Genomic DNA, 26,366 nt, shown 5'->3' on the forward strand with positions numbered 1-26,366 from the left:
ATAGATGCCCGGCAGCGCAGGCGATGAAAGTTATTTCGGTCAATGAAACTCAAAGAGTTCGCAAAACAACTTGGATTGTCTCCAACGACCGTCAGCCGTGCGCTCAGTGGCTATCCCGAGGTAAGCGAGGTGACGCGCGCCCGCGTCGTCCAAGAGGCGGTGCGGCTGGGCTACCGGCCGAACGTCAATGCGGTCAGACTGAAGACCGGGCGGGTTGGTGCCATTGGCGTCGTCATGGGGCGTGCCGGCGAGTTTCATTTCGCGGAATTCATGGCCGGTATGGCGGAGCGTCTTATCACGGAAGACACCGATATCCTGGTCATTCCGATGGCTAATCCCGAATATGATGCCGAGATGCAACTCTACAGACGGCTGGCGGAAAGTCAGCGGGTGGATGCGATCATCGTGCATTCGCCTCGACCCAATGACCAGCGTATCGCGCTGCTGCATGAGCTGGGAATGCCGTTCCTCGTTCATGGCCGTTCAGACATCGACGTGCCGCACCCGTGGCTCGATATCGACAATGAAGGGGCTGTACGCCGCGCGACCTCGCATTTGATCGATCTCGGTCATACGAGGATTGCGATGATCAATGGCCGCGAGGGCGCAACTTACGCGCTGCATCGCGACATCGGTTACCGCAGCGCCTTGCAGAGCCACGGGATCGAGGTCGATCCGCAACTGATCGCCAACGGCAATTTCACCGACGAGCTCGGTTTCCGCTTTGCGCGGTCATTTCTCGAGCAGCCGAAGCGGCCGACCGCGTTTGTCGCGGGGTCGATGATGACGGCGCTCGGTATTTACCGCGCCGCACGTTCGCTGGGGCTCCAGATCGGCAGCGATGTCTCGGTCATTGCCCACGATGACGTCTTTCCGTATCTGACAGCCGACAACATGGTCCCCTCGCTGTCGGCAACCCGGTCGTCGATGCGAGCGGCTGGTACGCGATGCGCCGATCTCGTCCTGCAGCTTTTGGCCGGGCGTTCACCGACGGAGATTCACGAATTGTGGCCGGTTGAACTCATCCTGCGCGAGTCCACCGGACCGGTGCGGACGCCCCGGACCTGAGCGATTGACGTTTGTAAAGCCTTCCTGACATCATCGCGCTGTCTTGTGCGATCGCCAGGAGCCCGCGCGTCGACATCGGATACAAGGTCGAGTTGGGGCCGGCCGCGATAGTGTCAGCGATTCACGAAGCTTTGGCCTCGAAAGTGGGGGCGAAATCACCCAGCGATTTCGCCTTCAGGATCGTGCCTTCGATATCCTGCCCCACGATTGCTTCGAGATCGGCAAAGCTGTCGATGACGTAGTAGATCGGCTGGAGGATATCGATCCGGTAGGGCGTCCTGAGCACGCTCAGCAGATCGAACGGCCGAAATTCGCATGCCTTGCCTTCCGTCGCCGCCTTCGCTTCGCTTGGCGATGAGACGATCCCTGCGCCGAAGCAGCGGCGGCCCTGCGGCGTATTGATCAGGCCGAACTCGACGGTGAACCAGAAGATGCGGAACAGATGCCAAGAATAGCCTTTGCCGAGGCGAACAGCTGTTTCGCCGAAATGCCGTACGAAATTGGCATAGCTCTGGTTGGTGAGCATCGGGCAATGGCCGAAAACCTCGTGGAACAGGTCCGGTTCCTCGATATAGTCGATATGCTCGCGACGGCGCAGGAAGGTTGCGAGCGGGAATTTGCCTTGTGACAGAAGTTCATAAAAGCGAGAGGGCGGAATGAGCGCCGGCACGCCTTCCACGCCGAAGCCGGTGGTCTCGTTTAGGCGTCTGTTCACATCGAGAAGCTGAGGCACCTTGTCGGGCTTCAGCCCTAGCATTTTCACGCCATCCAGATATTCGCGGCAGGCCGCATCGGCGAGCAGCTTCATCTGACGCCGGTAGAGTTCGCCCCAAATCGCATCTTCCTCAGGGGTATAGGCATATAAACCGTCCGAGCCAGGCAGTTTGGCGGTGTAGCTGCTTTCTTTGGTCATATTCTGATCCTCCCGGGATAGCGTTTCTGCCATTATCCCCCGGATTTGGAGGATTTTCTTTTCTTTCGTGCTGCCAATTGCCATAATGATGGCAAATATTCCCAAATGTGGTGCAGAAAATGAAAGAACCTGGGAATTTTCGCCGCAAGCTTCTGCAACTTATCCAAGCCGACGGCAGTCTTTCGCTGGCAGACCTGGCGGAAAAGGTCGGCATGTCGCAAAGTTCGGCCTGGCGGAAGATCCAGGAACTGGAAGCCGACGGTGTCATCCGTAAGCGTGTGACACTACTCGATCCCGGAAAACTCGATCTCAAGCTCTGCGTGATCGCGCATGTGACGCTGGAGGATCACCACGAAGAGGCGGTCGCCTCTTTCGCTTCGGTGGTTCTGGAGCGGCCGGAGATCATGGAGTGCTATGCCTTGTCAGGCGCTTTCGACTACATGCTGAAGATAAGGGCGAGGGACGTGGAAAGCTACGAAGCCTTCATGACCCGCTACCTCATGCGCAATCCGCATGTGCGCACAGTCGTATCGAGCTTTGTGCTGCGGGAGCTGAAATTCTCGACCGAACTGCCGCTCTGACGCTTGGTGCCAGATCACCGCGTGCTGTCGCCATGCCGATGACCCGGCATGTGTATCGGAAAGCCTTCGAATGTCTTCAGCGTGTCGAGCACGATCGAGGTTTTTACGTGCTGCACCGACTCGTGGGGTAACAGGACGTCGTTGACGAATTTGGAGAGGTCCGCGAGCCCGCGGGTCGCGACCTTCAAGTGATAGTCCATTTCACCTGTCAGCGCATAGGCTTCGAGAACTTCCGGCAGTCCATTGATCAACTGCGAAAATCTGCGGGCATTGTCTCTGTTATGGGTGGCAAGCGTCACGGAAATGACCACCAGCATATCCAGGCCTAGCTTCTGTTGATCCAGATAGGCCCGGTAGCTGCGAATATATCCCTCAGTTTCCAGTCTCGTCCGCCGGCGCGAGCATTGCGAGGGTGAAAGCGCGATCCGCTCCCCCAGCTCATTGTTCGTCAAACGGCCGTCTTTTTGAAGCTCCTGGAGCAGGCGCAAATCCAATTTGTCGAGCTGTTCATCCATTGCGCGGAATCTCCAAAACCCTCACGAACCGTGCATAATCTCTTCCTCTGGCATGAAGAATGCAAGAACTTTGCATGCGTTTTGGGCCACACTTTGCATATCGAAGTCCAGTTCCCAGGAGGAAAAAATGGGCCCTTTTCCGCATGATGCGCCGCCCTCGGAAATTACCGCCGACAACCCGGCCGGCACCGACGGATTCGAATTCGTTGAATTCGCCCATCCTGAGCCCGAGAAGCTGCGCGAACTCTTCACGCGCATGGGCTACATCCCAGTCGCCAAACACAAGACGAAAGACATCACCGTCTGGCGGCAGGGCGACATCAACTACGTCCTGAACGCCGAACCCGGCAGCCATGCCGCTCGTTTCGTTGCAGAGCATGGTCCCTGCGCTCCCTCGATGGCATGGCGCGTCGTCGACGCCAAACACGCCTTTGATCACGCGGTGTCGAAAGGCGCCGTTCCCTATGAAGCGGATGACAAGGCGCTCGACGTCCCGGCGATCGTCGGCATTGGCGGCTCGCTGCTCTATTTCGTCGAGACCTATGGTGCAAAGGGATCGGCCTACGATGCCGAGTTTGATTGGCTCGGCGAGCCTAACCCGCATCCGCAGGGGATCGGTTTCTATTATCTCGACCATCTGACGCACAACGTCTTCCGTGGCAACATGGACAAGTGGTGGGACTTTTACCGCAACCTGTTCAATTTCAAGCAGATCCACTTCTTCGATATCGATGGGCGCATCACTGGTCTGGTGAGCCGCGCCATCACGTCGCCCTGCGGCAAGATCCGCATCCCGCTGAATGAATCGAAGGACGACACGAGCCAGATCGAGGAATATCTGAAGAAATACAGGGGTGAGGGCATTCAGCACATCGCCGTTGGAACGGAAGATATCTACGAGGCCACGGACAGGCTTGCCGGCAACGGCCTGCGCTTCATGCCGGGACCGCCGGAAACCTATTACGACATGTCCTACGAACGCGTGAACGGCCATAGCGAACCTGTCGAGCGCATGAAGAAGCACGGCATCCTCATCGATGGCGAAGGCGTGGTGAATGGCGGCATGACGAAAATCCTGCTCCAGATCTTCTCCAAGACCGTGATTGGCCCGATCTTCTTCGAATTCATCCAACGCAAGGGCGACGAGGGCTTCGGCGAAGGCAATTTCCGCGCTCTCTTCGAGTCGATCGAGGCCGATCAGATCAAGCGTGGTGTCATCGGTACTGCGGCGGAGTAAACTCTCGGGGCCACCTCGCGCGTCTGAAAGGACGCGCGACGCCGAGAGTTTCCGGGGAGGAGTTGAGCAATGGACCAGACATCAATCCAGGCTTCCGAGGGTGAAGCCTCGACGACAAACGAGCTGAAATATATGCCGGGGTTCGGTAACGACTTCGAAACAGAGTCGCTTCCCGGCGCCCTGCCGCAGGGCCAGAACAGCCCCCAGAAATGCAACTACGGTCTTTATGCCGAGCAGCTTTCCGGCTCGCCGTTTACCGCGCCGCGCGGGACGAATGAAAGGTCCTGGCTTTATCGCATTCGCCCGAGCGTGCGTCACACAAGCCGCTTCTCGAACGCGTCCTATCCGCTCTGGAAAACCGCGCCTTGCCTGGACGAGCATTCGCTTCCCCTGGGGCAGCTTCGCTGGGATCCCGTTCCCACGCCCACCGAGAAGCTGACGTTTCTCGAAGGGGTGCGGACAATGACGACGGCAGGCGATGTGACGACCCAGGTGGGCATGTCAGCACATGCTTACGTCTTCAATGAGGACATGGTGGATGATTACTTCTTCAACGCCGATGGTGAACTGCTGATCGTGCCGCAGCTCGGCGCCGTCAGAGTGTTCACCGAAATGGGCATCATGGACGTGGAGCCCCTGGAAATATGCCTCATCCCGCGCGGCATGATGTTCAAGGTTCTCCGTAATGGCGAGCAGGCGGTCTGGCGCGGATACATATGCGAGAATTACGGCGCGAAATTCACGCTGCCGGACCGTGGTCCCATCGGCGCCAACTGCCTGGCGAACCCGCGCGACTTCAAGACGCCCGTCGCCGCTTTCGAGGACAAGGAAAAGCCTTGTCGCGTCCATGTGAAGTGGTGCGGAAAATTCTATGTTACCGATATCGGCCACTCACCGCTCGATGTGGTAGCGTGGCACGGCAACTACGCCCCGTTTAAATACGATTTACGGACATTTGCTCCTGTTGGCGCGATCCGCTTCGATCATCCCGATCCGTCGATTTTTTCGGTGCTGACCGCGCCCACCGAAGATGCAGGTACGGCGAATGTCGATTTCGTGATCTTTCCGCCGCGCTGGCTGGTGGCAGAGCACACGTTCCGTCCGCCTTGGTACCACCGCAACATCATGAGCGAGTTCATGGGCCTGATCCATGGCCAGTATGACGCCAAGGAGGAGGGCTTCGTCCCCGGCGGCATGAGCCTGCACAACATGATGCTCGCCCACGGGCCGGACGCCCTCGCCTTCGAAAAAGCATCCAATGCCGAGCTCAAGCCGGTGAAGCTGGATCACACCATGGCCTTCATGTTCGAGACCCGGTACCCTCAGCAATTGACGAAATACGCAGCCGAGCTTGAAACGCTGCAGGATGATTATCTGGAATGCTGGGACGGCCTGGAACGCAAGTTCGACGGAACCCCCGGTATCAAGTGATGGCCTCAAGTGAGGATCGGTCAGGCATCCTCTGGCACAGGAATGGGATATGAAGCTTGCGACGTTGAAAGACTCCACGAGAGATGGCCGGCTCGTTGTCGTCTCCCGTGACCTTACCCGCTATTCCGAAGTCGGTCACATTGCCCGCACGTTGCAGGCGGCTCTCGATGACTGGGAGCACGTGGCTCCAAGACTCGCGCAGATTGCCGAAGGTATCGAGACAGGTGCCCAGCCGACGATCCGGTTTCACGAACACGACGCCGCATCGCCCCTGCCGCGGGCCTACCAATGGGCTGACGGTTCGGCCTATCTCAACCATGTTGAATTGGTACGCAAGGCGCGGGGCGCCGAGATGCCGGCGAGTTTCTGGACCGATCCGCTGATGTATCAAGGTGGTTCGGATGGTTTCCTCGCGCCGCGAGATCCGATCGTGGTGGCTGACGAGACTTATGGGATCGACATGGAGGGTGAGGTTGCCGTCATCGCCGGTGACGTTGCTATGGGTTCCGGTCCTGAAGCAGCGCGCGATGCCATCCGTCTGGTGATGCTCGTCAATGATGTGTCGCTGCGCGGTCTCATACCGGACGAGTTGGCAAAGGGATTTGGCTTCTTCCAGTCCAAGCCGGCATCGGCATTTTCTCCGATCGCGGTGACGCCGGACGAACTCGGAGCGTCGTGGGACGGCGGCAAGGTGTGTCTGCCGCTGCTTGTGAGCTTGAACGGCAAGGCATTCGGCAAGGCGAATGCGGGCATCGATATGACGTTTGATTTTGGCCAGCTCATCGCCCATGCCGCCAAAACCCGCAATCTGGTGGCCGGAACGATCATCGGCTCGGGAACGGTTTCCAATAAGCTGGATGGCGGAGCGGGCAAGCCCATCGAAGACGGAGGAGACGGCTACTCATGCATCGCCGAGATACGGATGATTGAGACGATCGAGACCGGATCGCCGAAGACTCCGTTCATGAAGTTCGGGGATCAGGTCCGCATCGAGATGAAGGATCGTGCCGGCCATTCGATCTTCGGGGCGATCGAGCAGACGGTCGAAAGATACAGAGGAGCCGGGCTGCAATGAACGAGGTCGTTCTCTACGATTACTGGAGGTCATCGGCGAGCTATCGCGTCCGCATTGCGCTCAATCTCTTGGCGATCGACTACAAAACAGTGTCCATCAACCTGTTGGAGGGAGCGCATAAGAAGCCGGAATATCTGGCGCTCAACCCGCAGGGGTTCGTGCCGACATTGGTGATCGACGGGAAAACTCTGACCCAGTCGCTGGCAATCATCGAGTATCTGGCCGAGGTTCGGCCGGAATGCGGATTGCTGCCAGCGGATATTGCCGATCGCCAGAAAGTGCGCGCCTTCGCATACGCGGTCGCCATGGACATCCATCCGATATGCAACACGCATGTCGTGGCGCACCTCATGACCGTAGCGGACAAGACCGACGCCCGCGAGGAATGGATGAAGCATTTCATCACGGACGGACTTCGTAAACTGGAAGCGATGATCGACCCAGCCGACAAAGGGTTCAGCTTTGCGGATACACCGACGATGGCGGACCTCTGTCTTGTTCCGCAGGTCTACAATGCCCGCCGCTGGGGAGTGGACATGACCGATTTCAAGCGCATTGTTGATATCGATGGCAAATGCGCCAAACTGCCAGCCTTCCAGGCTGCCCATCCTGACCGCGCGAAGTCTTAACACAAAACCAGCTTCGGCGTAATGATCCGCGATCTTGCTGGTTGTTTGATTGAGCCACTGCGATACCTGCGTGAGCTGAGGCTGATCATCCCTCGAAGAGAACAAACGCTGCCCATAGCGACGGATCGCTGGCCTTGTCGATTTTGCCGCTTATGGCCTCGATGCGGGTCCTTCGGAGTGCTGCGGCATAATCGAGCTTGTCTTCCGTCAATATCTGATAGTAGCGCGCCATGAAATTGGCGGTGCCTTCGTCATCGACCGACCACAGAGTGAGCAGTGAGCGCCTGGCCCCTGCAATGGCAAGCGCCGTCGGCAGACCGCGAACATTGCCTATGCGGCTTGGATCGCCAAGTGCAGTCTGGCAGGCCGATAACACGACGAGATCGGTTGAGGAGAGATCCCAGTTCATCAGTTCTCGTGCATAAAGAATGCCGTCATTGTCATTGGCATCCGGCTCTTGCGCTGCGACTTTGCCGGCAACGATGAGGCCGCTGCGCCATAGGGCGTCAGTGGTTTCCTCATCGGTATCAGCGTCAAAGAAACCATGGGTCGCAAGATGGATGATGGAAGCGTCGGCTGAAGCCTTGCGGATCGGTACTTCCATACCGGTGGTTCCACTCAACGAAACTACGTCGAGGCCGGCAGCTTTCAGATCATTTCCCACGTCATGGATCTCACGGCGCGTAAAGGGCAGGGGGCGCTGGTGCCAGTATTTCAAATCGCCCACGACGAGCGCCTTTTCGCCCGGTGCCGGCCGGTCGCGCTTGGGTGTGAAGAAGATCGCATCCTCACGCGTCAGCATGTGTACCTCGAATGCCTCGTCAAGATGTCTACCGTCATCCGTCTTCATCATGGCGAATGGGATGCTGTAGAGTGCTCCGTCGGGAACGATATAGAGCTGCGTCCTGTCTTCGAGCACGCCCTTCAGTGGGCCGAAAAGCGACTGGTAGAGCTTACCGAAGCGCCTGTCCGGATTCTCTTCCGCTGCTGCCTGTCGGACGATCGTGCCGAGGGCGCCGAGATCGAAGATGGCGGGTGCCTCACCCTTGCGACGCACGATCGCCTGAAGCCTTGAATCCGCGCTGTTGGCATCACCGTTGCGTGCGCGCCGTGAACTGACGAAGAAGTCGACCATCGCTGCGTTTGTACCGAGAACGTCTTCCACGGATTGCGTGGCGATGTTTTGGCCGAGTGATTTCGGCAATCGGTCGCGGGTCGCTTTAAGTTCGGTCAGGATCTGCCGGACTTCGGTGTCTACATCGCCCGAAGAAAGCAGCTCCTGCTGTTGACCCAAAAGCCGCACAACGGTTTCGGCGAGCTTATGCATATCGGGATTGGTGGTTGTCTCTGCTGCCATGCGCAGGCGGGTGCGCTCGCCGCTCTCCATGGTTTTCCAGCGCGCCACTGAATCGGCATAGAGCGTTGCGGCTTCCGGGCTGGATAGCGCGAATTCGCCGAATGTGCGCAGCATATCATCGGCGAGGCGACGCGTTGTCTCCGCGACATAGCGGTTGCCTGATGATCCGACCTCGCGCAGCATCCAGTCGAACATCCTCTCGTCGAGCTGCTGGAAACTCTGGAGCGTCTCGGCATCCTTGCGGCGCATGTGGGTTGTCGCGACCTCCAGCAATGCATCGAAGGTCAGGGGATGGAGCTCGCCAAAGGCTCCTTTTGATATCTCATAGGCTTCCTGGCGGAGGGCAAGGGCACGCTTGGTGTCGTCCCGCATCTCGAACTGCTCGGCCGCAAGCTGCGCTGTTTTGATCCGCATCAGGTCGGGTGCGCTGCGCCAGTCCTTTATCGCTGCCATATCCTCCAGCGACTTGTTGTCCATCCGCGCGTAGCGAAGGAAATAGGCCTGCGTGTATTCCTTCCACCTTTCGCCCTGTGCGGCGTGCTCCGAGTGCGGATCGGCGATTTCCAAACCGATCTTGCGCTGCTCTTCGAAGGCCTTTAGCGCTCCATCCCTGTCGCCGAGGGCGAGCAGATCAAGACCGAGATTGGAGGCGCTGACCAGCGCCTGGATGCTGGCGTGTCCGTAATGGGTGATACGCAGTTTGAGGAGGGCTTCATCAATACCACGGGCGACCTCAGGATGGTCGACCATGCGCAATGCCTCGGCATAATTGTTGGCGGTCCGCCAGGTCAGCGGCACGTCATTTCCGAGTGACGAAAGGGCTGTCTGATAGATTTCCTCCTGGATGTTGAGGCCGGATGCGACGGCGCCATTATTGACGAGGAACGAAGCCAGATTGTCGCCGCCTGAGATCGCTTCCTCGGATGTTTCGCCGTATTGCCGTTGCAGCATCTCGCGGGCTGTTTGGGCCGTCCGGAGTGTCGCATCGATGTCGCCGCCGGACCTCTGCAGAAATCGTGAATATTCGAACCACAGCGTGGCGAGTTCGCGGCTTTCGATTTTCGCTGCATTCGTGCCGAGGCCTTCCGTATAAAAGGCTTCGGCTGCCGCCATTTGCCCGCTATCTGCAAAGGACTGTGCAGCCGTCGTGTATTCCGAAAGCGTGAGGCCGTAATTTTTGCCGGCGGCGGCATGGCGCAGGGCTGACTGCAAACGGATGAAACCTTCCTGCGTGTCCCCGGTTTCCAGAAAGCTATAGGCGCCGATGATGCGGGCCATGATCTCGGATTTGCTGTCCTCTCCCGACATGGCGACGGTTTTTTCGATATAGGCCTTGACCGATTTCTGCTGGCCCTCACGATCGCCAACCATGCCCTGCGCGTGCAGGAGCAGGTTGTAGAACAGGGCGATTCCATCACCGTCCAGCTCTTTCGACAGCTCGTCACGAGCCGTGAGCCCGTCTCGTGCCAAGCGCTGCCAGGCATTCACCTCTGCATCGAGCTTCAAGGCCTGGAGGCCGAAACGCCCCGCCAAAACGCGCTCGCCCTCCTTGCGGAAGTCCTGACTTGCCGACCATGCAAGCGTACGGCCGGCATTCGGATCGCGATCGGATAGCTGGTTGACCTGCTGTCCAATTTCTGCTGCGCGCACTTCGGCGGACCGATGTTGGCCGGTGGCGGCTGGAAAGGCGATGAGGAGAAGCGCAAGCAGCGCGGCGCCGATAGTCGGCAGGGGATGTCTTTTCGCTACCATTATCCGGATCAACATAAATTACGAGAAACGCTAAAGAGCTAGAGCGGGGCGACCATTCGTCGAGAGGCAGGAGGATCGCGATATGCCGGGCAAAGGTTGGCATGGGCAAAGGAGCTGGCGGGGAGCAATCCAGACGGATCTGCTCGGTCCCATAAGGTATCAGTGCTGCAATTTTGTGAATCAAGGATTGAGAGGCGGCTGCATTGGGATAGCGGGTTGAGAGCGCAAAGGGTGTATCGGGTATGCCCGACGATCCGAGGTCATCGAATGGCTCGCGACCTTTCTCCTGGCGGTCGTCGAGCCGACCGCTGACTGAGCATCCCTAAAGTCGGGCTCGGATATCGTACCTGATCCCGTGGCATGAGCAGAAGAGGGGCGGACGATATCAACCGTGTGGTGATATACTCACCCCAGGAGGAAGTCTCGCGCTGGCAGTCGAGGGTTTGCGCGATGACACAGGGCTTGGCCGCGGCATCCCGCCTCGGCCCAGGAAGGGAAGGAGACAACGCATGAACAATGTAGCGATCCACCCAATCGTGGATTCAGGATACCGGGCGACCGATGCGTCATTTGTCGGCGGCACGCTAGTATGCAATTGCGCAAGCAATCCGGTGAAAGTCCGCGTCAAGGGCGATATTGCCCACAACCATGCTTGCGGCTGCACGAAATGCTGGAAGCCGCAGGGTGCGGTCTTTTCCGTAGTTGCCGTCGCGCCAACGGCGAACGTCGAGGTTCTGGAGAACGGAAATAAGCTCGCGATCGTCGACGCGTCCGCGCTGATACAGCGCCATGCCTGCAAGGATTGCGGGGTTCACATGTACGGGCCTGTCGATCGCGATCATGCCTTTCAGGGGCTCTCCTTCGTCCATCCCGAACGGTTCCAGGAAAGAGGCTGGGCAGCACCCGGCTTTGCCGCCTTCGTGTCGTCCATTATCGAAAGCGGATACGACCCCGGGAAGATGGGCGCCGTACGCTCGCGTCTCAAGGAAGTTGGGCTTGAGCCTTACGATTGCCTGTCGCCCGGGTTGATGGACTTGATCGCCACCTGGACGGCGAAAAAGGCAGGGGTTCTCGCGGCCTGACACGTCGCGGAAATTCGCTTTCGGTACCGTCGCGATTCTCGCGGCGGTGCTCCAGGATAAAGGCACTCGACGCGCCTTCACCCAGATGCGGGTCAGTCCTTGTTCGTCATGGCTGCCCGCAACGCGTCGTTGATACGCTCCTGCCAACCTGAGCCGTCGGCCTGGAAGTAGGCGAGAACCTCGCTGTCGAGCTTCAAGGTCACAAGTTCCTTCACATTCGGCAGAGTGGGCCGCTCGACGGCCGATGTCGCCGGCTTCTTGACAGGTTTGAACAGGGCCTCGGCCGCTTCATGCGGGTTAGCGGGGCGTCTCGGGGTGCGCATGCGCGTTTCTTCCTGATTTTTCGAGCCTGACCATTCGAGCTCGAGACCGGGTTTGTCGACAGGATCTGTCGTATCGTCAAGTGGAAACACCGGAGGCGATCTTCAAGAGTGGGAAAACTGCCGTCCACCCCAGGGAGAGCCCGCCTTCAATCCCGCATGTCCTATGTCCCTAAGCAGCGCATCCCTTCAGGAAGATATCCGCACACATTCTCGCCCTCGCGGCGATCTCTTCGATGTTGGGCGCCGGCAGCTGGCGCAGCATGGCGGCGCGTTGGGGTTCCATGATCATCATGCCGCGCAGCATGCCGCAGGCGGCGTGCGGGTCTTCGAGCTTGATCAGCCCGTGTTCCACCTGGCGGCGCAGCCAGTTTTCCATCGACGTGTTCGTGCGCACGATCGCCTTCTCGTAAAACGAGGTGGCGAGTTCGGGAAAGCGGTCGGATTCGCCGATGACGAGGCGGGTAATCGTGATCGTGTCCTGCGAAAGCGTCAGCATGCCATAGGCCATCAGCATGCGCTCCAGTCCCTGGCGAAGCTCGGCCGTCGCCAGTGTGCCGGGGTCGAGCGCCAAGAGGAAGCGTCCGGTGCGATCCGAGACCATTTCGGAAAACAGATCTGCCTTCGTCGGAAACAGGCGATAGAGCGTCTTGGTTGAAACGCCGGCTTCCTGCGCGATCGCAGCGATGCTGACCGCGGCATAGCCATTCTCGTGGAACTGCCTGTTGGCGGCTTCGATGAGCACACCGCGCGTATCCTCGTCACACCGTACCTGCGGCCTGCCGCGCGGCTTTTTCTCGATATTGTGATTTTCGACCATCGCGATTTTCCAAATTCTTGTTGACTTCTCTTTTTTAACTTATATTTTGGAAAACATCAAGTTTCCTAAATGAGGCTTGAGCCGAATTTCGAGGCCGCGGCCAAGACGACAGCGACCTTCCACAAGGAGAGAGACGATGTCCGTCAAGAAGCTGCATGCCCTGAACAACAACGCCGCTCCGGCCGATATGCCGGCCGCCGAAACCACCGCTGAAGCCACACCTGCAACGCTTGACGCCGGCAAGACGCCGCGTGTCACCGAGCCTGCCGCCGCGCCCGCTACAGAGGCACCGGTCCGCAAGCGCGGCGGCCGCTCGCTGCTGATCGGCGTTGCCGCCATCGCCATTATCGCCGCCGGCGCCTATTACGGCCATAATTACTGGACGGTGGGCCGCTTCGAGGTCTCGACCGACGATGCCTATGTCAAGGCCGACAGCACCACGGTCTCCCCGAAGGTTTCAGGCTATCTTATGGAGGTCCTTGTTGCCGACAATCAGGCGGTGAAGGCCGGCCAGCCGCTCGCCCGCATTGACGACCGAGATTTCCGCACTGCGCTCGATCAGGCGAAAGCCGATGTCGCCGCTGCCGAAGCCACCGTCAACGCCAAGCAGGCTTCGCTCGATATCCAGCAGTCGACCATCGCCGCCGCTCGCGCCACGCTCGACGTTGACCGGGCCAACGAGACCTTCGCGGAACAGAACAACAAGCGCTATACGAACCTGGCCACCAACGGTTATGCACCAGTTCAGACCGCCCAGCAGGCGGCTTCGGCAATCGCCGCCGCTCAGGCTACGATCGTGCGCGACAGCGCTGCCCTCGACGCCTCAACGAAGCAGGTCGAGCTACTGAATGCCGAGCTTGCCCAGGCCAGGGCGACACTTGCCCATGACCAGGCTGTCATGCATCAGGCTGAGCTCAACCTCTCCTATGCGACGATCGTTGCGCCCGTCGACGGTACGGTCGGTAACCGTACGCTGCGCGTCGGCCAGTATGTTCAGGCCGGCACCCAACTGATGGCAGTGGTGCCGACGACAGCTGCCTATATCGTTGCCAATTACAAGGAGACACAGCTGACCGATGTCCATGCCGGCCAGCCTGTTGCTATCGAGGTCGACATGTTCCCGGGCCGCACCTATCGCGGCCATGTCGACAGCCTGGCGCCGGCAAGCGGCCAGGAATTTGCGCTGCTGCCGCCCGACAACGCCACCGGCAACTTCACCAAGGTTGTTCAGCGCATCCCGGTGAAGATCGTGCTTGACGGAGATGCCGCCGAAAAGGGCGATCTGCGACCCGGCATGTCCGTCCAGCCGAGCATCGACACTAAGGTCGATGCTACCAGCAACTAAGCGAAGGGGCAGGAGATCGTGTCATGTCCAGTATCGCAACAACATCAGGCGCTATCCCGCAGCCGGGCGCCAGCACCAAGGCCAGCACAAGGGATTGGATTGCCGTTCTCGCCGGCATGATCGGCGCCTTCATGGCGATCCTCAATATCCAGATCACCAATGCCTCCCTCCTTGATATCGAAGGCGGCATTGGCACAGGCGTCGACAACGGCGCCTGGATCTCCACCTCCTATCTGATCGGCGAGATCGTCGTCATTCCGCTGACGGCCTATTTCAGCAATGTCTTCTCGTTCCGCCGCTATATCCTCGTCAATTCCATCCTCTTCCCGATCTTTTCGATGGCCTGTGCCTTCGCCCATGATCTCGGCACGATGATCCTGCTGCGCGGCCTGCAGGGCTTTGCCGGCGGCGTGCTGATCCCCATGGCCTTCACCATGGTGCTGACCAAGCTGCCGAAGAGCCAGCAGCCGCTTGGCCTTGCCGTCTTTGCCTTGTCGGTCACCTTCGCCCCGGCCATCGGCCCGACGATCGGTGGCTACCTGACCGAGAACTACGGCTGGCAGACGATCTTCTTCATCAACACTATCCCGAGCCTCATCATGGCGGCGGCGCTCGCTCTGACGCTTGAAAAGCAGCCGATGCAGCTTCATCTTCTGAAGGAGGGCGATTGGGCCGGCATCTTCACTATGGCAATCGGCCTTTCGGCGCTGCAGACCGTACTGGAAGAGGGCAACAAGGACGACTGGTTCTCTTCGCCCTTCATCGTCAAGCTCGGCATCGTGGCCTTGGTTTTCCTGGCCGCCTTCATCTGGATCGAGCTGACCGTCAAAAAGCCGCTGGTAAAGCTGCGCCTGCTCACACAGCGCAATTTCGGCATCGGCGTGCTGGTCAACGTGCTGGTCGGTGTGGCGCTCTTCGGCACGGTCTATATCCTGCCGCAATATCTCGGTCAGGTGCAGCGCTACAACGCCGAGCAGATCGGTAACGTGCTTGCCTGGACCGGTCTGCCACAGCTCTTGCTGATCCCGCTCGTGCCTGTTCTGATGAAGCGCTTCGATGCTCGCTATATCGGCTTTCTCGGTATCTCGATCTTCGCAATCAGCTGCTTCATGAACATCACGCTCTCGGCCAACAATGCCGGTGACCAGTTCTTGATCCCGAATATCGTGCGCGCCATCGGCCAGGCCCTGGTGCTGACCCCGATCACTGCGATCACCACAGCCGGCATTGCGCCCGCAGATGCCGCTGCTGCCTCGGGCCTCACCAACATGCTGCGCAATCTTGGTGGTGCGGTCGGCACGGCTTCGCTTGGCACGATCCTGACCAAGCGCGAGCAGTTCCATTCCAACATCATCGGCCAGTCGATCACATTGACCCGTGACGAGGTGCGCGATCGGCTGACCCAACTGTCGGGCTATTTCACGCAGCATGGTGTCACCGATCCGGCCGTCGCATCGCAGAAGGCGGTCGTTGCCCTCGGTCAGATCGTCAAGCGCCAGGCGCTGATCATGGGCTTCTCCGATACGTTTGCGGTCATCGGCGTGGTGCTGGCGCTGGCAGCAATTGCCTTGCTTTTCACCAAAAAGCCGCAGGCTGGTGGAGGCGCAGGCGCGCATTGAGGCGCCCGGTCGAAACAAAAACAGGCCCACCGGGCCTGTTTTTTTGTTGCGTCTCATGCGGACCGATTACCGGCGATGGGGATATGCTTTTCAGACGCCGTCATGCCGCCTTCAGCAAGGGCAGCAGCTGTGCGCCCTGCCGTTTGATCTCCGAAAGATAGGGCGTGTCGGACAGAACGAAATGGGTGATGCCGAGCTCCTGGTATTTGCGCAGCGAACGGGCGACATCTGCGGGGGAGCCGACCAGCCAAGTCGTGCCCGCGCCGCCGCCGCCGAATTTGCCGGGCGTGGTGTAAAGATTGTCGTCGAGCACTTCACCGCGCTGATGAAGGTCGAGCAGGCGCTGCTGGCCGACGGCAACGGCCCGCTGGTGGTCGTGCCAGCCGGCACCGCTATTTTCTGCCATTTCGGCGACCTTCGCCTCGGCATCGGCCCAAGCTTCTTCTGTCGTGTCGCGGACCAGCGTCGTAATCCTCAGCCCGAATTGAAGCGGCGGCAGGTCGCGGTCGAGGTCGCGGCTCAGCCGCTTCAAGCGATCGATCCGTTCCCGCACGCCATCAAGCGGCTCACCCCAAAAGAGCTGGACGTCAGCTTCGGTGGCCGAGACGCGCTCGGCCGCTTCCGATGCACCACCGAAATAGAGTTTCGGATGGCGGCGCTCGCCGCGAGCCTCGATGCGTGGAACGACGGTGGATTCGCTGACCCCGAAATGCTCGCCGGCAAAGGTGACGTTTTCCTCGGTCCATAGTTTTCGCACCAGCCGCATGAATTCCTTGGTGCGGCCATAGCGATGCGCCTGATCGCCTTCGCTGTCACCATAGGCGGCCAGATTGTCTTTGCCGGAGACGATGTTGACGCGCACACGTCCACCGGTGAGATGATCGAGCGAGGCGGCCGACGATGCGAAATTCGCCGGTCGCCAGTAGCCGGGGCGGATCGCGATCAGCGGCTCGAAGGTCGTTGTCCGTGCGGCAAGTGCAGTTGCCAGAGTAAAGGTGTCCGGCCGGCCCCAGCCGGTCCCGATGAGCGCGCCCTTCCAGCCATGCTCTTCAAGTGCCTTGGCATGGCTCGTCAGCGTTTCCAGGCTATTGTGGTTTTCTGCTGCTGAATCGCCGCGGTGGCCGGGTTTGACGGCATTGGGGATGTACCAGAGGAATTCCGGATTGCTGCTCATGCGATGCGCCTGCGGTTCTCTATGATTGGATAGGATAGCCGGGTTTCCCTGCGAGCCCGGCTGTCCCGTGTCTCTGCGGTGATGTATTACCCGGCGGCCCGGGCGGCTTCGCCCTGCTGCGCCTTGAGCGCCAAGCCATTCGGCGGGCGGCGAAGGCCGAGGTTCTCGCGCAGTGTCGTGCCCTCGTACTCTTCCCGGAAAAGACCGCGCTTGCGCAGGATCGGCACCACCTGATCGACAAAATCCGTCAAACCTGTCGGCAGGACAGGCGGCATGATGTTGAAGGCGTCGGCGGCACCATTGTCGAACCATTCCTGCATCGCGTCCGCCACCTGTTCCGGCGTGCCGACCACCGTGCGGTGGCCGCGGGCAGTGGCGACCGCCAGATAGAATTCGCGCAGCGTCATATTGTTGCGGGAGACCAGATCGGTGACCAGCTTCAGGCGGCTCTTGTTGAGCTCGGTGTTGTCAGGAAGCGGCGGGGCAGGATCGTCGAGCGAATAAGCGGATAGATCGACGCCCTTGTAGTGACGCGACAGGATGTTCCAGGCGACCGAGGGGTGAACGAGCGACTGGATGTAGTCGTAATTTGCTTTGGCCTCAGCCTCCGTGCCGCCGAGCACCGGGAAGATGCCGGGGCTGATCAGCAGCTCGTCCGGGCTGCGCCCGTAGCGGGCAAGACGTCCTTTGACGTCGGAGTAGAATTCCTGAGCGTCTTCCAGCGTCTGGTTGGCGGTAAAGATCATCTCGGCGGTGCGCGCTGCGAGCTCGCGTCCGGGCTCGGATGCGCCGGCCTGGACGATGACGGGGTAACCCTGAACCGGGCGTCCGACATTCAACGGCCCGCTGACGCTGAAGAACTGGCCCTTGTGATTGAGCTGATGCACCTTGTCCGGATCGAGGTAGACGCCGCTTTCCTTGTCGCGAATGAAGGCATCATCCTCGTAGGAATCCCATAAGCCCTTCACCAGGTCGACGAATTCCTCGGCCCGTGCGTAACGGTCGGCATGGGCCGGGTGGCCAGGGATAGAGAAATTCTTGGAGACATCGGCGCCTGTGGTGACGACATTCCAGGCCGCACGCCCCTTGGAAATATAGTCGAGCGAGGCGAATTTACGGGCGAGCAGATAGGGGTCTTCATAGGTGGTGGAGGCAGTCGCGACAAAGCCGATATTGCTCGTCACCTGCGAAAGCGCCGCCCATAGGGTCACTGGCTCGAAATGAGCGCCCTGGGCCGTGCGGCGCAAGGCTTCCGGATCCTTGGCGCGCTCCCAGCCGGCGGGGCTGTCGGCAACGAAAACCAGGTCGAACTTGCCGCGTTCGGCGGTCTGAGCCAGTTCGCGATAGTGATCGATATTCAAGCCGGCATCGGCCCGCGCGTCCGGGTGGCGCCAGGCGGCAATATGATGGCCCGTTGCCATGATGAATGCGCCAAGCCGTATCTGTCTTTTCTGACTGGCCATGATGACGATCTCCGTTGGTTTCAGGCGGCGCGGCGGCCGGGGGCATCAACCCCGAGCCGGCTCAGAAGACGGGTTCGGATCTGTGCGAAGCGCGGATCGCCGTGATCGCGCGGCGCCGGCAGGTCGATGCGCAGATCCTCCACGAAACGGCCCTCGTCGAGCACCAGGATCCGGTCGGCGAGCGAGATCGCCTCATCGACATCATGGGTGACGAGGAGAACGGCGGGGCGGTGTTTCGCACAAAGCTCCCGCAAGAGGTCATGCATCTTTAGCCGGGTCAGCGCATCGAGCGCGCCGAAGGGCTCGTCTGCCAGCAGCAGGGCCGGCTCGCGCACCAGCGAGCGAGCGAGCGCCACCCTCTGCTGCTCACCACCGGAAAGCTGGTTCGGCCAGGCAGTTTCCCGTCCTTCGAGACCGACTTCGGCGAGCGCCTTGCGTCCGGCTTCCTGTCCGGTTTCACCCGGCAGGCCGAGCGTGACGTTCTGGATGACCGTGCGCCAGGGCAGCAGGCGGGCATCCTGAAAGACCACCGAGAGTTTTTCCGGCGTCTCGAGCGTACCCGTTCCCTCGACTTCGTGGTCGAGGCCGGCAAGGGCTTTGAGGAAAGTGCTCTTGCCTGATCCGCTTTTCCCGAGCAGGGCCACGAACTCGCCCTCGCCGATATCGAGATCCACGCCGTCGAGGATCGTCTTTGCAGCAAAACGCCGCACGAGATTTGCGACGTGGACGGCAGGCTTTAATTGGCCAGAGTGCGGCGCCATGACAGAACCCTCCGTTCGAGCAGTCGGACGAGACCGTCCGATATGAGGCCGAGCAGCACATAGACCACAAGGCCGACGAGAATGACGTCGGTCTGGCCATAGGTGCGGGCAAGATCGATCATGTAGCCGAGGCCGCTGGTGGAGTTGATCTGTTCGACCACCACGAGCGACACCCAGCAGAGCGTGACGGCAAAGCGCAGACCGAGAAGGAAACCGGGCAGGGCGCCGGGCAGTACGACCTGGAAGACGAAGTCCTTCTGGCTCATGCGCAGCGTCTCGGCCAGCTCGACGTAACGGCTGTCGATGCTACGCAGTGCATTGTGGGTGTGGATGTAGATGGGGATGATGACGGCAAGCACGATGGTCGTGACCTTCATGCCTTCACCAATCCCGAACCACAGGATAAAAAGCGGGATCAGCGCCAGCGTCGGGATGGCGCGCTTGATCTGGATCGGGCCATCGATCAGCGCCTCGCCGATGCGGGACAGACCGGCGATGACCGCGAGGGCCGTGCCGATGACAAGGCCGATGCTGAGGCCGAGCAGCGCGCGCGTCGCAGACGTCACGAAGTTGTCCTGCAGGCGGCCCTCGGCGATCAGCCGTCCGAAGGCCTCGACGACCGTCCAGGGCGCCGAGAGAATGCGCGGATCGATCCACCCCAACGCTGATCCGGCAACCCAGGCCAGCACCAGCAGTGCCGGACCGATCTGCAGTCCGAAGGGTATCTCGCGTCCGGGGCCGAGCCTGCGGCGGGCGCGGGAGGCCGCGGGTTTTGCCGTCGCTTTTACGCCAGCGCTTTCGCGCGGCGATATCCGCGATGTCTTGACGTTATCTGCATCCCAGGTGGTTGCCATGCTTGCGATCTCCTCTCTTCGCTATCGAACGGCACGCACGATCACTGGCTTCTTGGCAGAGCGGCTGCAGCGATTTTTTCGAAGCGGTTGTCGAAGATCTGTTCGACGTCGAAGGGCTTGTAGCCAAGCTCGCTGGCCAAGAGGTTGATGGTTTCCTGATGGCGCTTCTTCACGTCCGCCCAGCTATCGGGGATGACCTGGGTGCCTGCGAACTTGATAAGAAATTCGGCATCCTCGCGGCTCAGGCCCTGCTGGCCGATGTAATATTCCTTGATCCAGATCTCAGGATTCTGATCGACCCATTCGGTTGCGCGCGCCCAAAGGCGGACATATTCGGCAAGGGCGGCTGCTTTTGCGGGATCGTCCAGCACCCATTGCGGTGCGTAGAGATGGGCGGGGTCGTCACGCAGGCCATGCTCGACAAGGCTTGCGCCATCGGAGCCATACTGGCTGATGTAGCGGCGGATATTGACGCCGCCGAGCGGCGCGATATCGACCTGCTTGCTGGCAAGTGCCTTCGGATAGACATCGCCGGTGCTCGGCAGCTCGACCAGCGTGGCGTCTTTCTTCGTCAGGCCTGCGGCATGGAGCGCGCGAAGCACGAGCGTGCCCTGGGCCTGGCCGGGGCTGAAAGCGATGCGCTTGCCGCGGAAATCTGTGAGCGACTTGACGTCGACGCCAGGCGCGATGCCGAAACGGTAGATTGGATTGGCAATGGGGTCCTTGCGTTCGCGATAGGCGATGTTGCGGACGGGCAGGTTGTTCCAGGTTGCGAAGATCGACGGGATTTCGGCGACGGAGCCGACATCGAGAGCGTGCGCGCGGAAGGCTTCGGAGGTCTGTGGGCCGCCGCTGAGATTGGCCCATTTGACCTCGAAGGTGAGTTCCTTGATGAGGCCGGAAACCTCAAGGGCCTTTTGCGTCACCGGATCGCCGATCGTCAGGACCGTTCCCGACGGCACCTTGTCGAGCAACGGCGCGCCCGTCTCGGCCACTGCCACGTTGCTGAACATGCCGAGGGAGATGAGGCTGAGCACAGCCGTTCCCAATGTTTTTGCCAATGTCATCGTTGATGTTTCCCGTTTGAGGTTGCAATGTCAGGAAGCGATGACGCGAAGGGTGTCGAATTCTCTATAAAATCTATAGACTATTTATTTCTTTCGTTCGCCGGTTCATGAAAAATCCTACCAATTGTGCAGGCGTGACAGACTCGCGTGTTGCCTGTTGAGCGCGTGGCGATTTCCAGCTCAGGCGAGAAGACGCGGCCTTGCGTTGTGATGTGGTGAGGGCAGAGCAGTGAAGCCAATGCAATACCCAAGCCATTTCGTCGTGGAACATTACATCAGGATCTTCTGTTAACTTTCGACAAACCTTGTCTTGCTTCGGAGTGTGTATGAAATGCTCGCACTGTGAGGCTTGGTTACATTCCTTTACGTTCCGCTGTTAAAGTCACATCCGAAAGATCTGCTGAAGCGACTTTACGGTTGGACTAATGATGCTTGGTGCCGAGATCCTTGCATTCCTGGAGGCATGTCCGATGGCGGTGATCGTGCTCGACACCACCGGTCACGTCATCTTTGCCAATGCCGAAGCCGCGCATCTCCTCCATCTTGAAGACCGGGCTCACGGCGTAGGTATTACCGAACTCATGCCGGAATGGCCGTTGCTCTCGGGTGTCTCCACTGCCTTCATCAGCGATCATTCCGGTCATCGTCGGCTATGCCGCGTACAGGTCGTGAGCTGGCCTACTGGCACGGAGACGGTCACGGCTGCTTTCCTCGAGCCGGTGGATGACGAGCGTCCTGCTGGTTATGCGGCGCGCGAGGCCAATCTGCGCCTGCGCTATGTCATCGAGATGCTGCCGGAGGCGGTCTGCGTGTTCGACGCCAACGACCGCTATGTTCTCTGGAACCAGAAATATGCCGAGCTTTACGCTGATATAGCCGAGCATCTCAGGCCCGGTGTCGCCTTTGAGGATATATTGAGGACCAGTCTCGCCGGCGACGGGATGTGCGAGCTCGTCGAGGACAAGGAGGCGTGGTTCAGAGCCCGCATGCAGAAATTTCGTCAGCCTGTTTCGCAAGAAGAGCAGCAGCTGCGGGATGGCCGGTGGCTGCGCCACGACGACCGGCGCACGCCCGACGGCGGCGCGATCGGCATGCGCATCGATATTACCGGCCTCAAACAGCGGGAAGACTGGCTTCGCCAATTGTTCAACGCCAACCCCATGCCCATGCTTTTGTGCGATGGCGATAGTCTTACCATTCTGCAGGCCAACCAGGCAGCTGTTGATTTCTATGGCTTCCAACCTGCGACGCTACTGTCGAAGCGAGCCTGCGACATGCATGTCGACGGCGAACTCCAGGCATTCGAGAAAGTCCTCCTTCATCTCGACGGTGACTGTGATGCGCGAACGATCTGGCGACAGACAACGCGGGACGGATCGGAGCGCCACGTGCTGATCTATGTTCGTCAGCTCCACGAAGGGGCCGAGCATCGGCTGCTGCTCACCGTGGCCGATGTCAGCGACAGAATTCTTGCCGAGACTGAAGCCAATCGTTTGGCGCATCACGACATTCTCACAGGTCTGCCAAACAGGATGAAATTCTACAAAGCGCTCGAAAAAGCCCTTGCATCGGAGGACCGGGAAAAGGTCATCATCTGCTGTCTGGATCTGGATGGGTTCAAGCCCGTCAATGACACGTTTGGCCATGCTGCCGGGGATGAAGTGCTGAAAAATGTTGCCAATCGGCTGCAGATGCATGCGCGAGGTCATCTGGTCGCCCGGCTCGGGGGCGATGAATTCGCAATCCTGATGACGGGAGAAAGAGGCGAAGCGATTGATCTCGCCGAGCGCTGCATCGGCGCCTTCGAGCAGCCTTTTACCATCAATGGTCTTGCCATCCGCCTCGGCATCAGCGTCGGCATTGCTGCAGCTGACGGAGTGGACCACGAAGCGCTCATGCAGGAGGCGGACCGGGCGCTCTATCGCGCCAAGGCCGATGGTCGCAACATCTGGCGCATGACACTTCAGGATCTGTCTGTTCCGAAGCGGGCCAAAGCCTGATCGGTCCGTCAGCTCTCGTCCTGCCTTGCTGCAAGCAGCCAATCGCGAAACGTTCTTGCCTCGCGCGAGAGGCCCTTTGCCTCGATGAGCCAGTAGGCCTTGTCCATATCGGAAGCCCTCTCGAAGAGGGAGACGAGCGAACCTGCCGCGATCTCCTCTGCGATCAGCGCGGTTGGGCAAAGTCCGATACCCTGGCCGCTGATCAACGAGCCGATCATGAGATTGAAGTCGGCAAAAACAGGTCCGGCCTTCGGTGCGGAATTGATGCCGACGCCTGACAACCAGCGCGCCCAGGCATCGATCGTCTCGTCATGCAGGATTTCACAGGCAAGCAGGTCAGCTGGCTTGTGAAAGGGGCCATGCCGGGCGAGGAATTCCGCAGAACAGGTTGGTCTGGTTGCTGCATCCAGGAGCTTGATGGCGCCGGGGCCTGGTCGCACGCCGTGGCAGACCAGGAGATCGGCAACTGCCGCTTCGGGCGTCCTGGCATCGAGCGCATAGACGATGTTGATCCTGATATCAGGATAAGCAACTCTCAGTCTCGGCAGCTGCGGAATGAGCCATCGCACTGCCATCGAGGGAATGCACGCAACGCTGACCGGGCGGCTGTTTGCTTCCAGCCTCAACTGCCCGGCGGCGACTTCGATATGCGCCAACGCATGCGTGACGGCCGCGCCGAATTCCCTGCCGGCGGCTGTCAGCGTCACGCCCCGGCTATGACGCAAAAACATGGGGATGCGGAGCCAATTCTCCATCGCCCTCACGTGCTGGCTGATGCCGGCCGGTTTCAGGTTCAGTTCGGCAGCCGCCCGGACGAAGCTTTCGTGGCGTGCGGCGGCTTCGAATGCCCGCAGTGATGCGAGGGGAAGGTTTCTCATGTCAGGATGACTAAGCAAAACTTGCCCATAGGGCAAGAAACATCTCGGTTGCCCAATGGCGCAACCTCGCTAAGAGTGCTCGGCGACTTATTGCGTGTCACCGGGCGCAGCACCGGAAGATCGCCAGCGGAGCGGAACTAACCGGATGTCGAAGAAGTCGATAGTGCCAATTCCATCTGACGCAGCCGAGCGGCGGTCAGCACCGCCCGTGGTCGTCTATCCCGTCGAAACGCTGCCGTCTGCCGATCTCGGTCTGCTCGAGGCCGCCCGTCAAACGCTGACGAAGGTCAGCGAGGTGATCGTGCCACCGCGCGAGGCAGGCAGCTTCCACGTTCCACAGGGGCATTTCTTTCGCATCGTCAGCATCGACGGTCCGCAGGTCGGTGACCTCAATCTGTGGAACGCTGCCAATCTCACCGAACGGTTTTTCAGCGGCAAGACACGGGCTCTGCACGCAACCCATGTCGGTGTCGGCGATCGTCTCTGGGGCACATTGCCGTATCTGCGCCCTATGGCGACGATCACCTATGACAGCCTCGGCTGGTATGGCTGGGATGACGACGGTGCCGGCATTCATGATGTCATCGGCACGCGCTGCGATCCTTATACGAACCGATTGCTGAAGGGTAGCGACTACCACCATTGCTGCCATTCGAACCTGACGCGGGCGCTCGCTGCCGACAGCGGCATGCCGCTCGAGCAGGCCGAGATGCATGTGCATGACGTGCTCAACGTCTTCATGTGCACCGGCTTCACCAGGGACACGCATCAGTATTTCATGAAGGCCAGCCCCGTCAGGCCGGGAGATTTCATCGAATTCTTTGCGGAGATCGATCTTCTCGGCGCCTTATCAGCCTGCCCAGGTGGCGATTGCGGCGCAAGCCATTCCAGCGATATGGCCGCATGCTATCCGTTGAAGGTCGAGATATGGAAGCCCGATCCCGCGACACTCGCCAACTGGACGCCGCCGGAGCGAAATCCCTATCCGAGGACGCATCGATAAATCGGTAAGTCGCGCGGCCCTTTCATAGAAGAGTTGTCAGACGATCAGGATTGCCCTGAAATCATTCACGTTGGTGCCGGTCGGGCCGGTTTCGAAGAGGTCGCCGATCGCCTTGAAGCCGGAATAGCTGTCATTGCCGTCGAGCACGCGGCGCGGGTCGAAGCCGGCGGCGCGCAGTCGCTTGACGGTACCGCCGTCGGAAAATGCGCCGGCATTGTTTTCCGAGCCGTCGATGCCGTCGGTGTCGGCGGCAAGCACATGGATGGTGTTGTGCCCGTCGATTGCCAATGCGAGCGCCAGCGCGAATTCACCGTTGCGGCCGCCTTTGCCGCCCTTGGCACGCAGTGTCACCGTCGTCTCCCCGCCGGAGAGAATGACGGTCGGCTTCGTGAAAGGCCGGTCGCGGCCGGCGACCTCGCGAGCGATCGCCGCATGTACCAGCGCCACGTCGCGCGATTCCCCTTCGACAGAATCCGACAGGATCGCCGGTGTGATTCCCTGCGAACGTGCAAGTTCGGCGGCTGCCTCCAGCGATACGCCGGCCGATGCGATGATGTAGTGCTCATGGCCGGCAAAGGCCGGATCGTCCGGCCGTGGCGCATCGGCCTTTGGGGAGTTCAGATGATCGATAGCCGCCTGCGGCAGCTTGAGGCTGTACTGCTTGATGATCTCGAGCGCATCGTGCCGGGTCGAACCGTCGGGAACGGTCGGGCCTGAGGCAACATGGGCGGGATTGTCGCCGGGAATATCAGAGACGATCAGGCTGACGACGCGGGCCTTGGTCGCAGCCGCCAGCCGCCCGCCCTTGATGGTGGAGAGGTGTTTGCGCACGACGTTCATGGCCGAGATCGGTGCGCCAGAAGCAAGAAGCAACTCGTTCAAGAGGATCTCGTCCTGCAGCGTCAGCCCTTCGGGTGGGGAAGGCAGGAGCGCCGAGCCGCCGCCGCAGATCAGCGCGATGACGAGATCGTTTTCACCCAGGCCGGCGACGGTTTCCATCAGTCGTCTGGAGGCGGAAAGGCCGGCGGCATCGGGAACCGGATGAGCAGCTTCAATGATCTCGATATGATCGGTCGCGCAACCGTAGCCATAGCGGGTGACCACCACGCCTTCGAGCGGTCCGTCCCACACGCTTTCCAGCGCGCGTGCCATCTGCGCGGCCCCCTTGCCGGCGCCGATTACGACTGTCCTGCCATCAGGTTTCTCCGGCAAATGCGCGGTAATACCTGTCAGCGGATCGGCGGCGCGCACGGCGGCGGAAAATAGCGAAGTCAGGAAATCGCGGGGGGAGGGCATGGACATGATGATCTCTCTGGAGACACGGGCAGAAAGGATGGCTTTCCACGCTCCTAGGCATGGCTGTCGACATATCGCTTGTCAATGCAGGAGCCGTCCCCATCCGTTCGGTGTGATTGATAATCG

General features: G+C 60.0%; 23 protein-coding genes. 11 read left to right on the top strand and 12 right to left on the bottom strand.

Annotated elements, in window-relative coordinates:
- Nucleotides 1–42 precede the first annotated feature (42 nt).
- The gene (locus tag J2X71_RS12295) at nt 43–1,068 is read left to right on the top strand and encodes a substrate-binding domain-containing protein (RefSeq protein ID WP_113322516.1); all 1,026 of its coding nucleotides are present in this window, start codon (nt 43–45) and stop codon (nt 1,066–1,068) included.
- A 121-nt stretch (nt 1,069–1,189) separates the two neighbouring features.
- On the opposite strand, the gene J2X71_RS12300 is transcribed toward J2X71_RS12295, so the two are convergent.
- Nucleotides 1,190–1,981 carry a phenylalanine 4-monooxygenase gene (locus J2X71_RS12300; protein WP_310382369.1) on the bottom strand — a complete coding sequence of 264 codons (792 nt, stop codon included), beginning with the start codon at nt 1,979–1,981 and terminating at the stop codon, nt 1,190–1,192.
- Between the two features lie 119 nt (nt 1,982–2,100).
- On the opposite strand from J2X71_RS12300, the gene J2X71_RS12305 reads away from it, so the two are divergent.
- Nucleotides 2,101–2,562, top strand: coding sequence for an Lrp/AsnC family transcriptional regulator (locus J2X71_RS12305; protein ID WP_113322518.1), 462 nt, complete (start codon nt 2,101–2,103; stop codon nt 2,560–2,562).
- A 14-nt stretch (nt 2,563–2,576) separates the two neighbouring features.
- On the opposite strand, the gene J2X71_RS12310 is transcribed toward J2X71_RS12305, so the two are convergent.
- On the bottom strand, nt 2,577–3,077 hold the full coding sequence (locus J2X71_RS12310) for an Lrp/AsnC family transcriptional regulator (protein ID WP_310382370.1): 501 nt from the start codon (nt 3,075–3,077) through the stop codon (nt 2,577–2,579).
- A gap of 127 nt (nt 3,078–3,204) precedes the next feature.
- Here J2X71_RS12310 and hppD point away from each other — a divergent pair, with 127 nt between their 5' ends.
- The 4 genes from hppD (at nt 3,205) to maiA (ending at nt 7,449) form a co-directional block, all read left to right on the top strand.
- Nucleotides 3,205–4,314: a 4-hydroxyphenylpyruvate dioxygenase gene (hppD, locus tag J2X71_RS12315; RefSeq protein ID WP_310382371.1), complete on the top strand. Its 1,110-nt coding sequence runs from the start codon at nt 3,205–3,207 to the stop codon at nt 4,312–4,314.
- Between the two features lie 69 nt (nt 4,315–4,383).
- Entirely contained in the window at nt 4,384–5,745 is a 1,362-nt protein-coding gene (gene hmgA / locus J2X71_RS12320; RefSeq protein ID WP_310382372.1) for a homogentisate 1,2-dioxygenase, read from the top strand.
- 49 nt (nt 5,746–5,794) lie between these two features.
- Nucleotides 5,795–6,820, top strand: a complete 1,026-nt coding sequence (locus J2X71_RS12325) for a fumarylacetoacetate hydrolase family protein (RefSeq protein WP_310382373.1) — start codon at nt 5,795–5,797, stop codon at nt 6,818–6,820.
- Nucleotides 6,817–7,449, top strand: a complete 633-nt coding sequence (maiA, locus tag J2X71_RS12330; protein ID WP_310382374.1) for a maleylacetoacetate isomerase — start codon at nt 6,817–6,819, stop codon at nt 7,447–7,449. Before J2X71_RS12325 ends, maiA begins: the two co-directional genes overlap by 4 nt.
- Before the next feature lie 85 nt (nt 7,450–7,534).
- Here maiA and J2X71_RS12335 read toward each other — a convergent pair whose 3' ends face one another.
- A complete protein-coding gene (locus tag J2X71_RS12335) occupies nt 7,535–10,558 on the bottom strand; it encodes a CHAT domain-containing protein (protein WP_310382375.1) in 3,024 nt (1,007 codons plus the stop codon).
- A gap of 509 nt (nt 10,559–11,067) precedes the next feature.
- On the opposite strand from J2X71_RS12335, the gene gfa reads away from it, so the two are divergent.
- Nucleotides 11,068–11,640 carry an S-(hydroxymethyl)glutathione synthase gene (gene gfa / locus J2X71_RS12340; protein WP_310382376.1) on the top strand — a complete coding sequence of 191 codons (573 nt, stop codon included), beginning with the start codon at nt 11,068–11,070 and terminating at the stop codon, nt 11,638–11,640.
- Between the two features lie 92 nt (nt 11,641–11,732).
- Here gfa and J2X71_RS12345 read toward each other — a convergent pair whose 3' ends face one another.
- Both J2X71_RS12345 and J2X71_RS12350 read right to left on the bottom strand, forming a co-directional pair.
- Complete coding sequence (locus J2X71_RS12345) at nt 11,733–11,963, bottom strand: BrnA antitoxin family protein (RefSeq protein ID WP_310382377.1); 231 nt, start codon at nt 11,961–11,963, stop codon at nt 11,733–11,735.
- Between the two features lie 169 nt (nt 11,964–12,132).
- Complete coding sequence (locus J2X71_RS12350; protein WP_113322525.1) at nt 12,133–12,780, bottom strand: TetR/AcrR family transcriptional regulator; 648 nt, start codon at nt 12,778–12,780, stop codon at nt 12,133–12,135.
- A 136-nt stretch (nt 12,781–12,916) separates the two neighbouring features.
- On the opposite strand from J2X71_RS12350, the gene J2X71_RS12355 reads away from it, so the two are divergent.
- Together J2X71_RS12355 and J2X71_RS12360 are read left to right on the top strand one after the other, a co-directional pair.
- Nucleotides 12,917–14,125 (top strand): HlyD family secretion protein, encoded by a 1,209-nt coding sequence (locus J2X71_RS12355; RefSeq protein ID WP_310382379.1) that lies wholly within the window; start codon nt 12,917–12,919, stop codon nt 14,123–14,125.
- Nucleotides 14,126–14,148: 23 nt separating this feature from the next.
- A complete protein-coding gene (locus tag J2X71_RS12360; protein ID WP_310382380.1) occupies nt 14,149–15,744 on the top strand; it encodes a DHA2 family efflux MFS transporter permease subunit in 1,596 nt (531 codons plus the stop codon).
- A gap of 100 nt (nt 15,745–15,844) precedes the next feature.
- Here J2X71_RS12360 and J2X71_RS12365 read toward each other — a convergent pair whose 3' ends face one another.
- The 5 genes from J2X71_RS12365 to J2X71_RS12385 all read right to left on the bottom strand — a co-directional run bounded on the left by J2X71_RS12365 (nt 15,845) and on the right by J2X71_RS12385 (nt 21,063).
- Nucleotides 15,845–16,918 carry an LLM class flavin-dependent oxidoreductase gene (locus tag J2X71_RS12365; protein ID WP_310382382.1) on the bottom strand — a complete coding sequence of 358 codons (1,074 nt, stop codon included), beginning with the start codon at nt 16,916–16,918 and terminating at the stop codon, nt 15,845–15,847.
- Nucleotides 16,919–17,004: 86 nt separating this feature from the next.
- A complete protein-coding gene (locus J2X71_RS12370; RefSeq protein ID WP_310382383.1) occupies nt 17,005–18,381 on the bottom strand; it encodes an LLM class flavin-dependent oxidoreductase in 1,377 nt (458 codons plus the stop codon).
- A gap of 20 nt (nt 18,382–18,401) precedes the next feature.
- The gene (locus J2X71_RS12375) at nt 18,402–19,142 is read right to left on the bottom strand and encodes an ABC transporter ATP-binding protein (protein ID WP_310382384.1); all 741 of its coding nucleotides are present in this window, start codon (nt 19,140–19,142) and stop codon (nt 18,402–18,404) included.
- Nucleotides 19,118–19,996 carry an ABC transporter permease gene (locus J2X71_RS12380; RefSeq protein WP_310382385.1) on the bottom strand — a complete coding sequence of 293 codons (879 nt, stop codon included), beginning with the start codon at nt 19,994–19,996 and terminating at the stop codon, nt 19,118–19,120. Before J2X71_RS12380 ends, J2X71_RS12375 begins: the two co-directional genes overlap by 25 nt.
- A 41-nt stretch (nt 19,997–20,037) precedes the next feature.
- Complete coding sequence (locus J2X71_RS12385; protein WP_310382386.1) at nt 20,038–21,063, bottom strand: ABC transporter substrate-binding protein; 1,026 nt, start codon at nt 21,061–21,063, stop codon at nt 20,038–20,040.
- Nucleotides 21,064–21,491: 428 nt separating this feature from the next.
- On the opposite strand from J2X71_RS12385, the gene J2X71_RS12390 reads away from it, so the two are divergent.
- Nucleotides 21,492–23,063, top strand: coding sequence for a diguanylate cyclase domain-containing protein (locus J2X71_RS12390; RefSeq protein WP_310382723.1), 1,572 nt, complete (start codon nt 21,492–21,494; stop codon nt 23,061–23,063).
- 8 nt (nt 23,064–23,071) lie between these two features.
- Here J2X71_RS12390 and J2X71_RS12395 read toward each other — a convergent pair whose 3' ends face one another.
- Entirely contained in the window at nt 23,072–23,941 is an 870-nt protein-coding gene (locus J2X71_RS12395; protein ID WP_310382387.1) for a LysR substrate-binding domain-containing protein, read from the bottom strand.
- Nucleotides 23,942–24,086: 145 nt separating this feature from the next.
- On the opposite strand from J2X71_RS12395, the gene J2X71_RS12400 reads away from it, so the two are divergent.
- The gene (locus J2X71_RS12400; RefSeq protein WP_310382388.1) at nt 24,087–24,944 is read left to right on the top strand and encodes a DUF1989 domain-containing protein; all 858 of its coding nucleotides are present in this window, start codon (nt 24,087–24,089) and stop codon (nt 24,942–24,944) included.
- A 36-nt stretch (nt 24,945–24,980) separates the two neighbouring features.
- On the opposite strand, the gene J2X71_RS12405 is transcribed toward J2X71_RS12400, so the two are convergent.
- Complete coding sequence (locus J2X71_RS12405; RefSeq protein WP_310382389.1) at nt 24,981–26,246, bottom strand: glycerate kinase; 1,266 nt, start codon at nt 26,244–26,246, stop codon at nt 24,981–24,983.
- Between the last annotated feature and the right edge of the window lie 120 nt (nt 26,247–26,366).

It is taken from the genome of Rhizobium sp. 1399 (assembly GCF_031455475.1).
Lineage (GTDB): Bacteria > Pseudomonadota > Alphaproteobacteria > Rhizobiales > Rhizobiaceae > Rhizobium.

What these genes read in the sequence shown, in the direction of transcription:
- J2X71_RS12295 (WP_113322516.1), top strand. Translation starts at nt 43, where the DNA reads ATGAAACTCAAAGAGTTCGCAAAACAACTTGGATTGTCTCCAACGACC.
- J2X71_RS12300 (WP_310382369.1), bottom strand. Translation starts at nt 1,981, where the DNA reads ATGACCAAAGAAAGCAGCTACACCGCCAAACTGCCTGGCTCGGACGGT.
- J2X71_RS12305 (WP_113322518.1), top strand. Translation starts at nt 2,101, where the DNA reads ATGAAAGAACCTGGGAATTTTCGCCGCAAGCTTCTGCAACTTATCCAA.
- J2X71_RS12310 (WP_310382370.1), bottom strand. Translation starts at nt 3,077, where the DNA reads ATGGATGAACAGCTCGACAAATTGGATTTGCGCCTGCTCCAGGAGCTT.
- hppD (WP_310382371.1), top strand. Translation starts at nt 3,205, where the DNA reads ATGGGCCCTTTTCCGCATGATGCGCCGCCCTCGGAAATTACCGCCGAC.
- hmgA (WP_310382372.1), top strand. Translation starts at nt 4,384, where the DNA reads ATGGACCAGACATCAATCCAGGCTTCCGAGGGTGAAGCCTCGACGACA.
- J2X71_RS12325 (WP_310382373.1), top strand. Translation starts at nt 5,795, where the DNA reads ATGAAGCTTGCGACGTTGAAAGACTCCACGAGAGATGGCCGGCTCGTT.
- maiA (WP_310382374.1), top strand. Translation starts at nt 6,817, where the DNA reads ATGAACGAGGTCGTTCTCTACGATTACTGGAGGTCATCGGCGAGCTAT.
- J2X71_RS12335 (WP_310382375.1), bottom strand. Translation starts at nt 10,558, where the DNA reads ATGGTAGCGAAAAGACATCCCCTGCCGACTATCGGCGCCGCGCTGCTT.
- gfa (WP_310382376.1), top strand. Translation starts at nt 11,068, where the DNA reads ATGAACAATGTAGCGATCCACCCAATCGTGGATTCAGGATACCGGGCG.
- J2X71_RS12345 (WP_310382377.1), bottom strand. Translation starts at nt 11,963, where the DNA reads ATGCGCACCCCGAGACGCCCCGCTAACCCGCATGAAGCGGCCGAGGCC.
- J2X71_RS12350 (WP_113322525.1), bottom strand. Translation starts at nt 12,780, where the DNA reads ATGGTCGAAAATCACAATATCGAGAAAAAGCCGCGCGGCAGGCCGCAG.
- J2X71_RS12355 (WP_310382379.1), top strand. Translation starts at nt 12,917, where the DNA reads ATGTCCGTCAAGAAGCTGCATGCCCTGAACAACAACGCCGCTCCGGCC.
- J2X71_RS12360 (WP_310382380.1), top strand. Translation starts at nt 14,149, where the DNA reads ATGTCCAGTATCGCAACAACATCAGGCGCTATCCCGCAGCCGGGCGCC.
- J2X71_RS12365 (WP_310382382.1), bottom strand. Translation starts at nt 16,918, where the DNA reads ATGAGCAGCAATCCGGAATTCCTCTGGTACATCCCCAATGCCGTCAAA.
- J2X71_RS12370 (WP_310382383.1), bottom strand. Translation starts at nt 18,381, where the DNA reads ATGGCCAGTCAGAAAAGACAGATACGGCTTGGCGCATTCATCATGGCA.
- J2X71_RS12375 (WP_310382384.1), bottom strand. Translation starts at nt 19,142, where the DNA reads ATGGCGCCGCACTCTGGCCAATTAAAGCCTGCCGTCCACGTCGCAAAT.
- J2X71_RS12380 (WP_310382385.1), bottom strand. Translation starts at nt 19,996, where the DNA reads ATGGCAACCACCTGGGATGCAGATAACGTCAAGACATCGCGGATATCG.
- J2X71_RS12385 (WP_310382386.1), bottom strand. Translation starts at nt 21,063, where the DNA reads ATGACATTGGCAAAAACATTGGGAACGGCTGTGCTCAGCCTCATCTCC.
- J2X71_RS12390 (WP_310382723.1), top strand. Translation starts at nt 21,492, where the DNA reads ATGCTTGGTGCCGAGATCCTTGCATTCCTGGAGGCATGTCCGATGGCG.
- J2X71_RS12395 (WP_310382387.1), bottom strand. Translation starts at nt 23,941, where the DNA reads ATGAGAAACCTTCCCCTCGCATCACTGCGGGCATTCGAAGCCGCCGCA.
- J2X71_RS12400 (WP_310382388.1), top strand. Translation starts at nt 24,087, where the DNA reads ATGTCGAAGAAGTCGATAGTGCCAATTCCATCTGACGCAGCCGAGCGG.
- J2X71_RS12405 (WP_310382389.1), bottom strand. Translation starts at nt 26,246, where the DNA reads ATGTCCATGCCCTCCCCCCGCGATTTCCTGACTTCGCTATTTTCCGCC.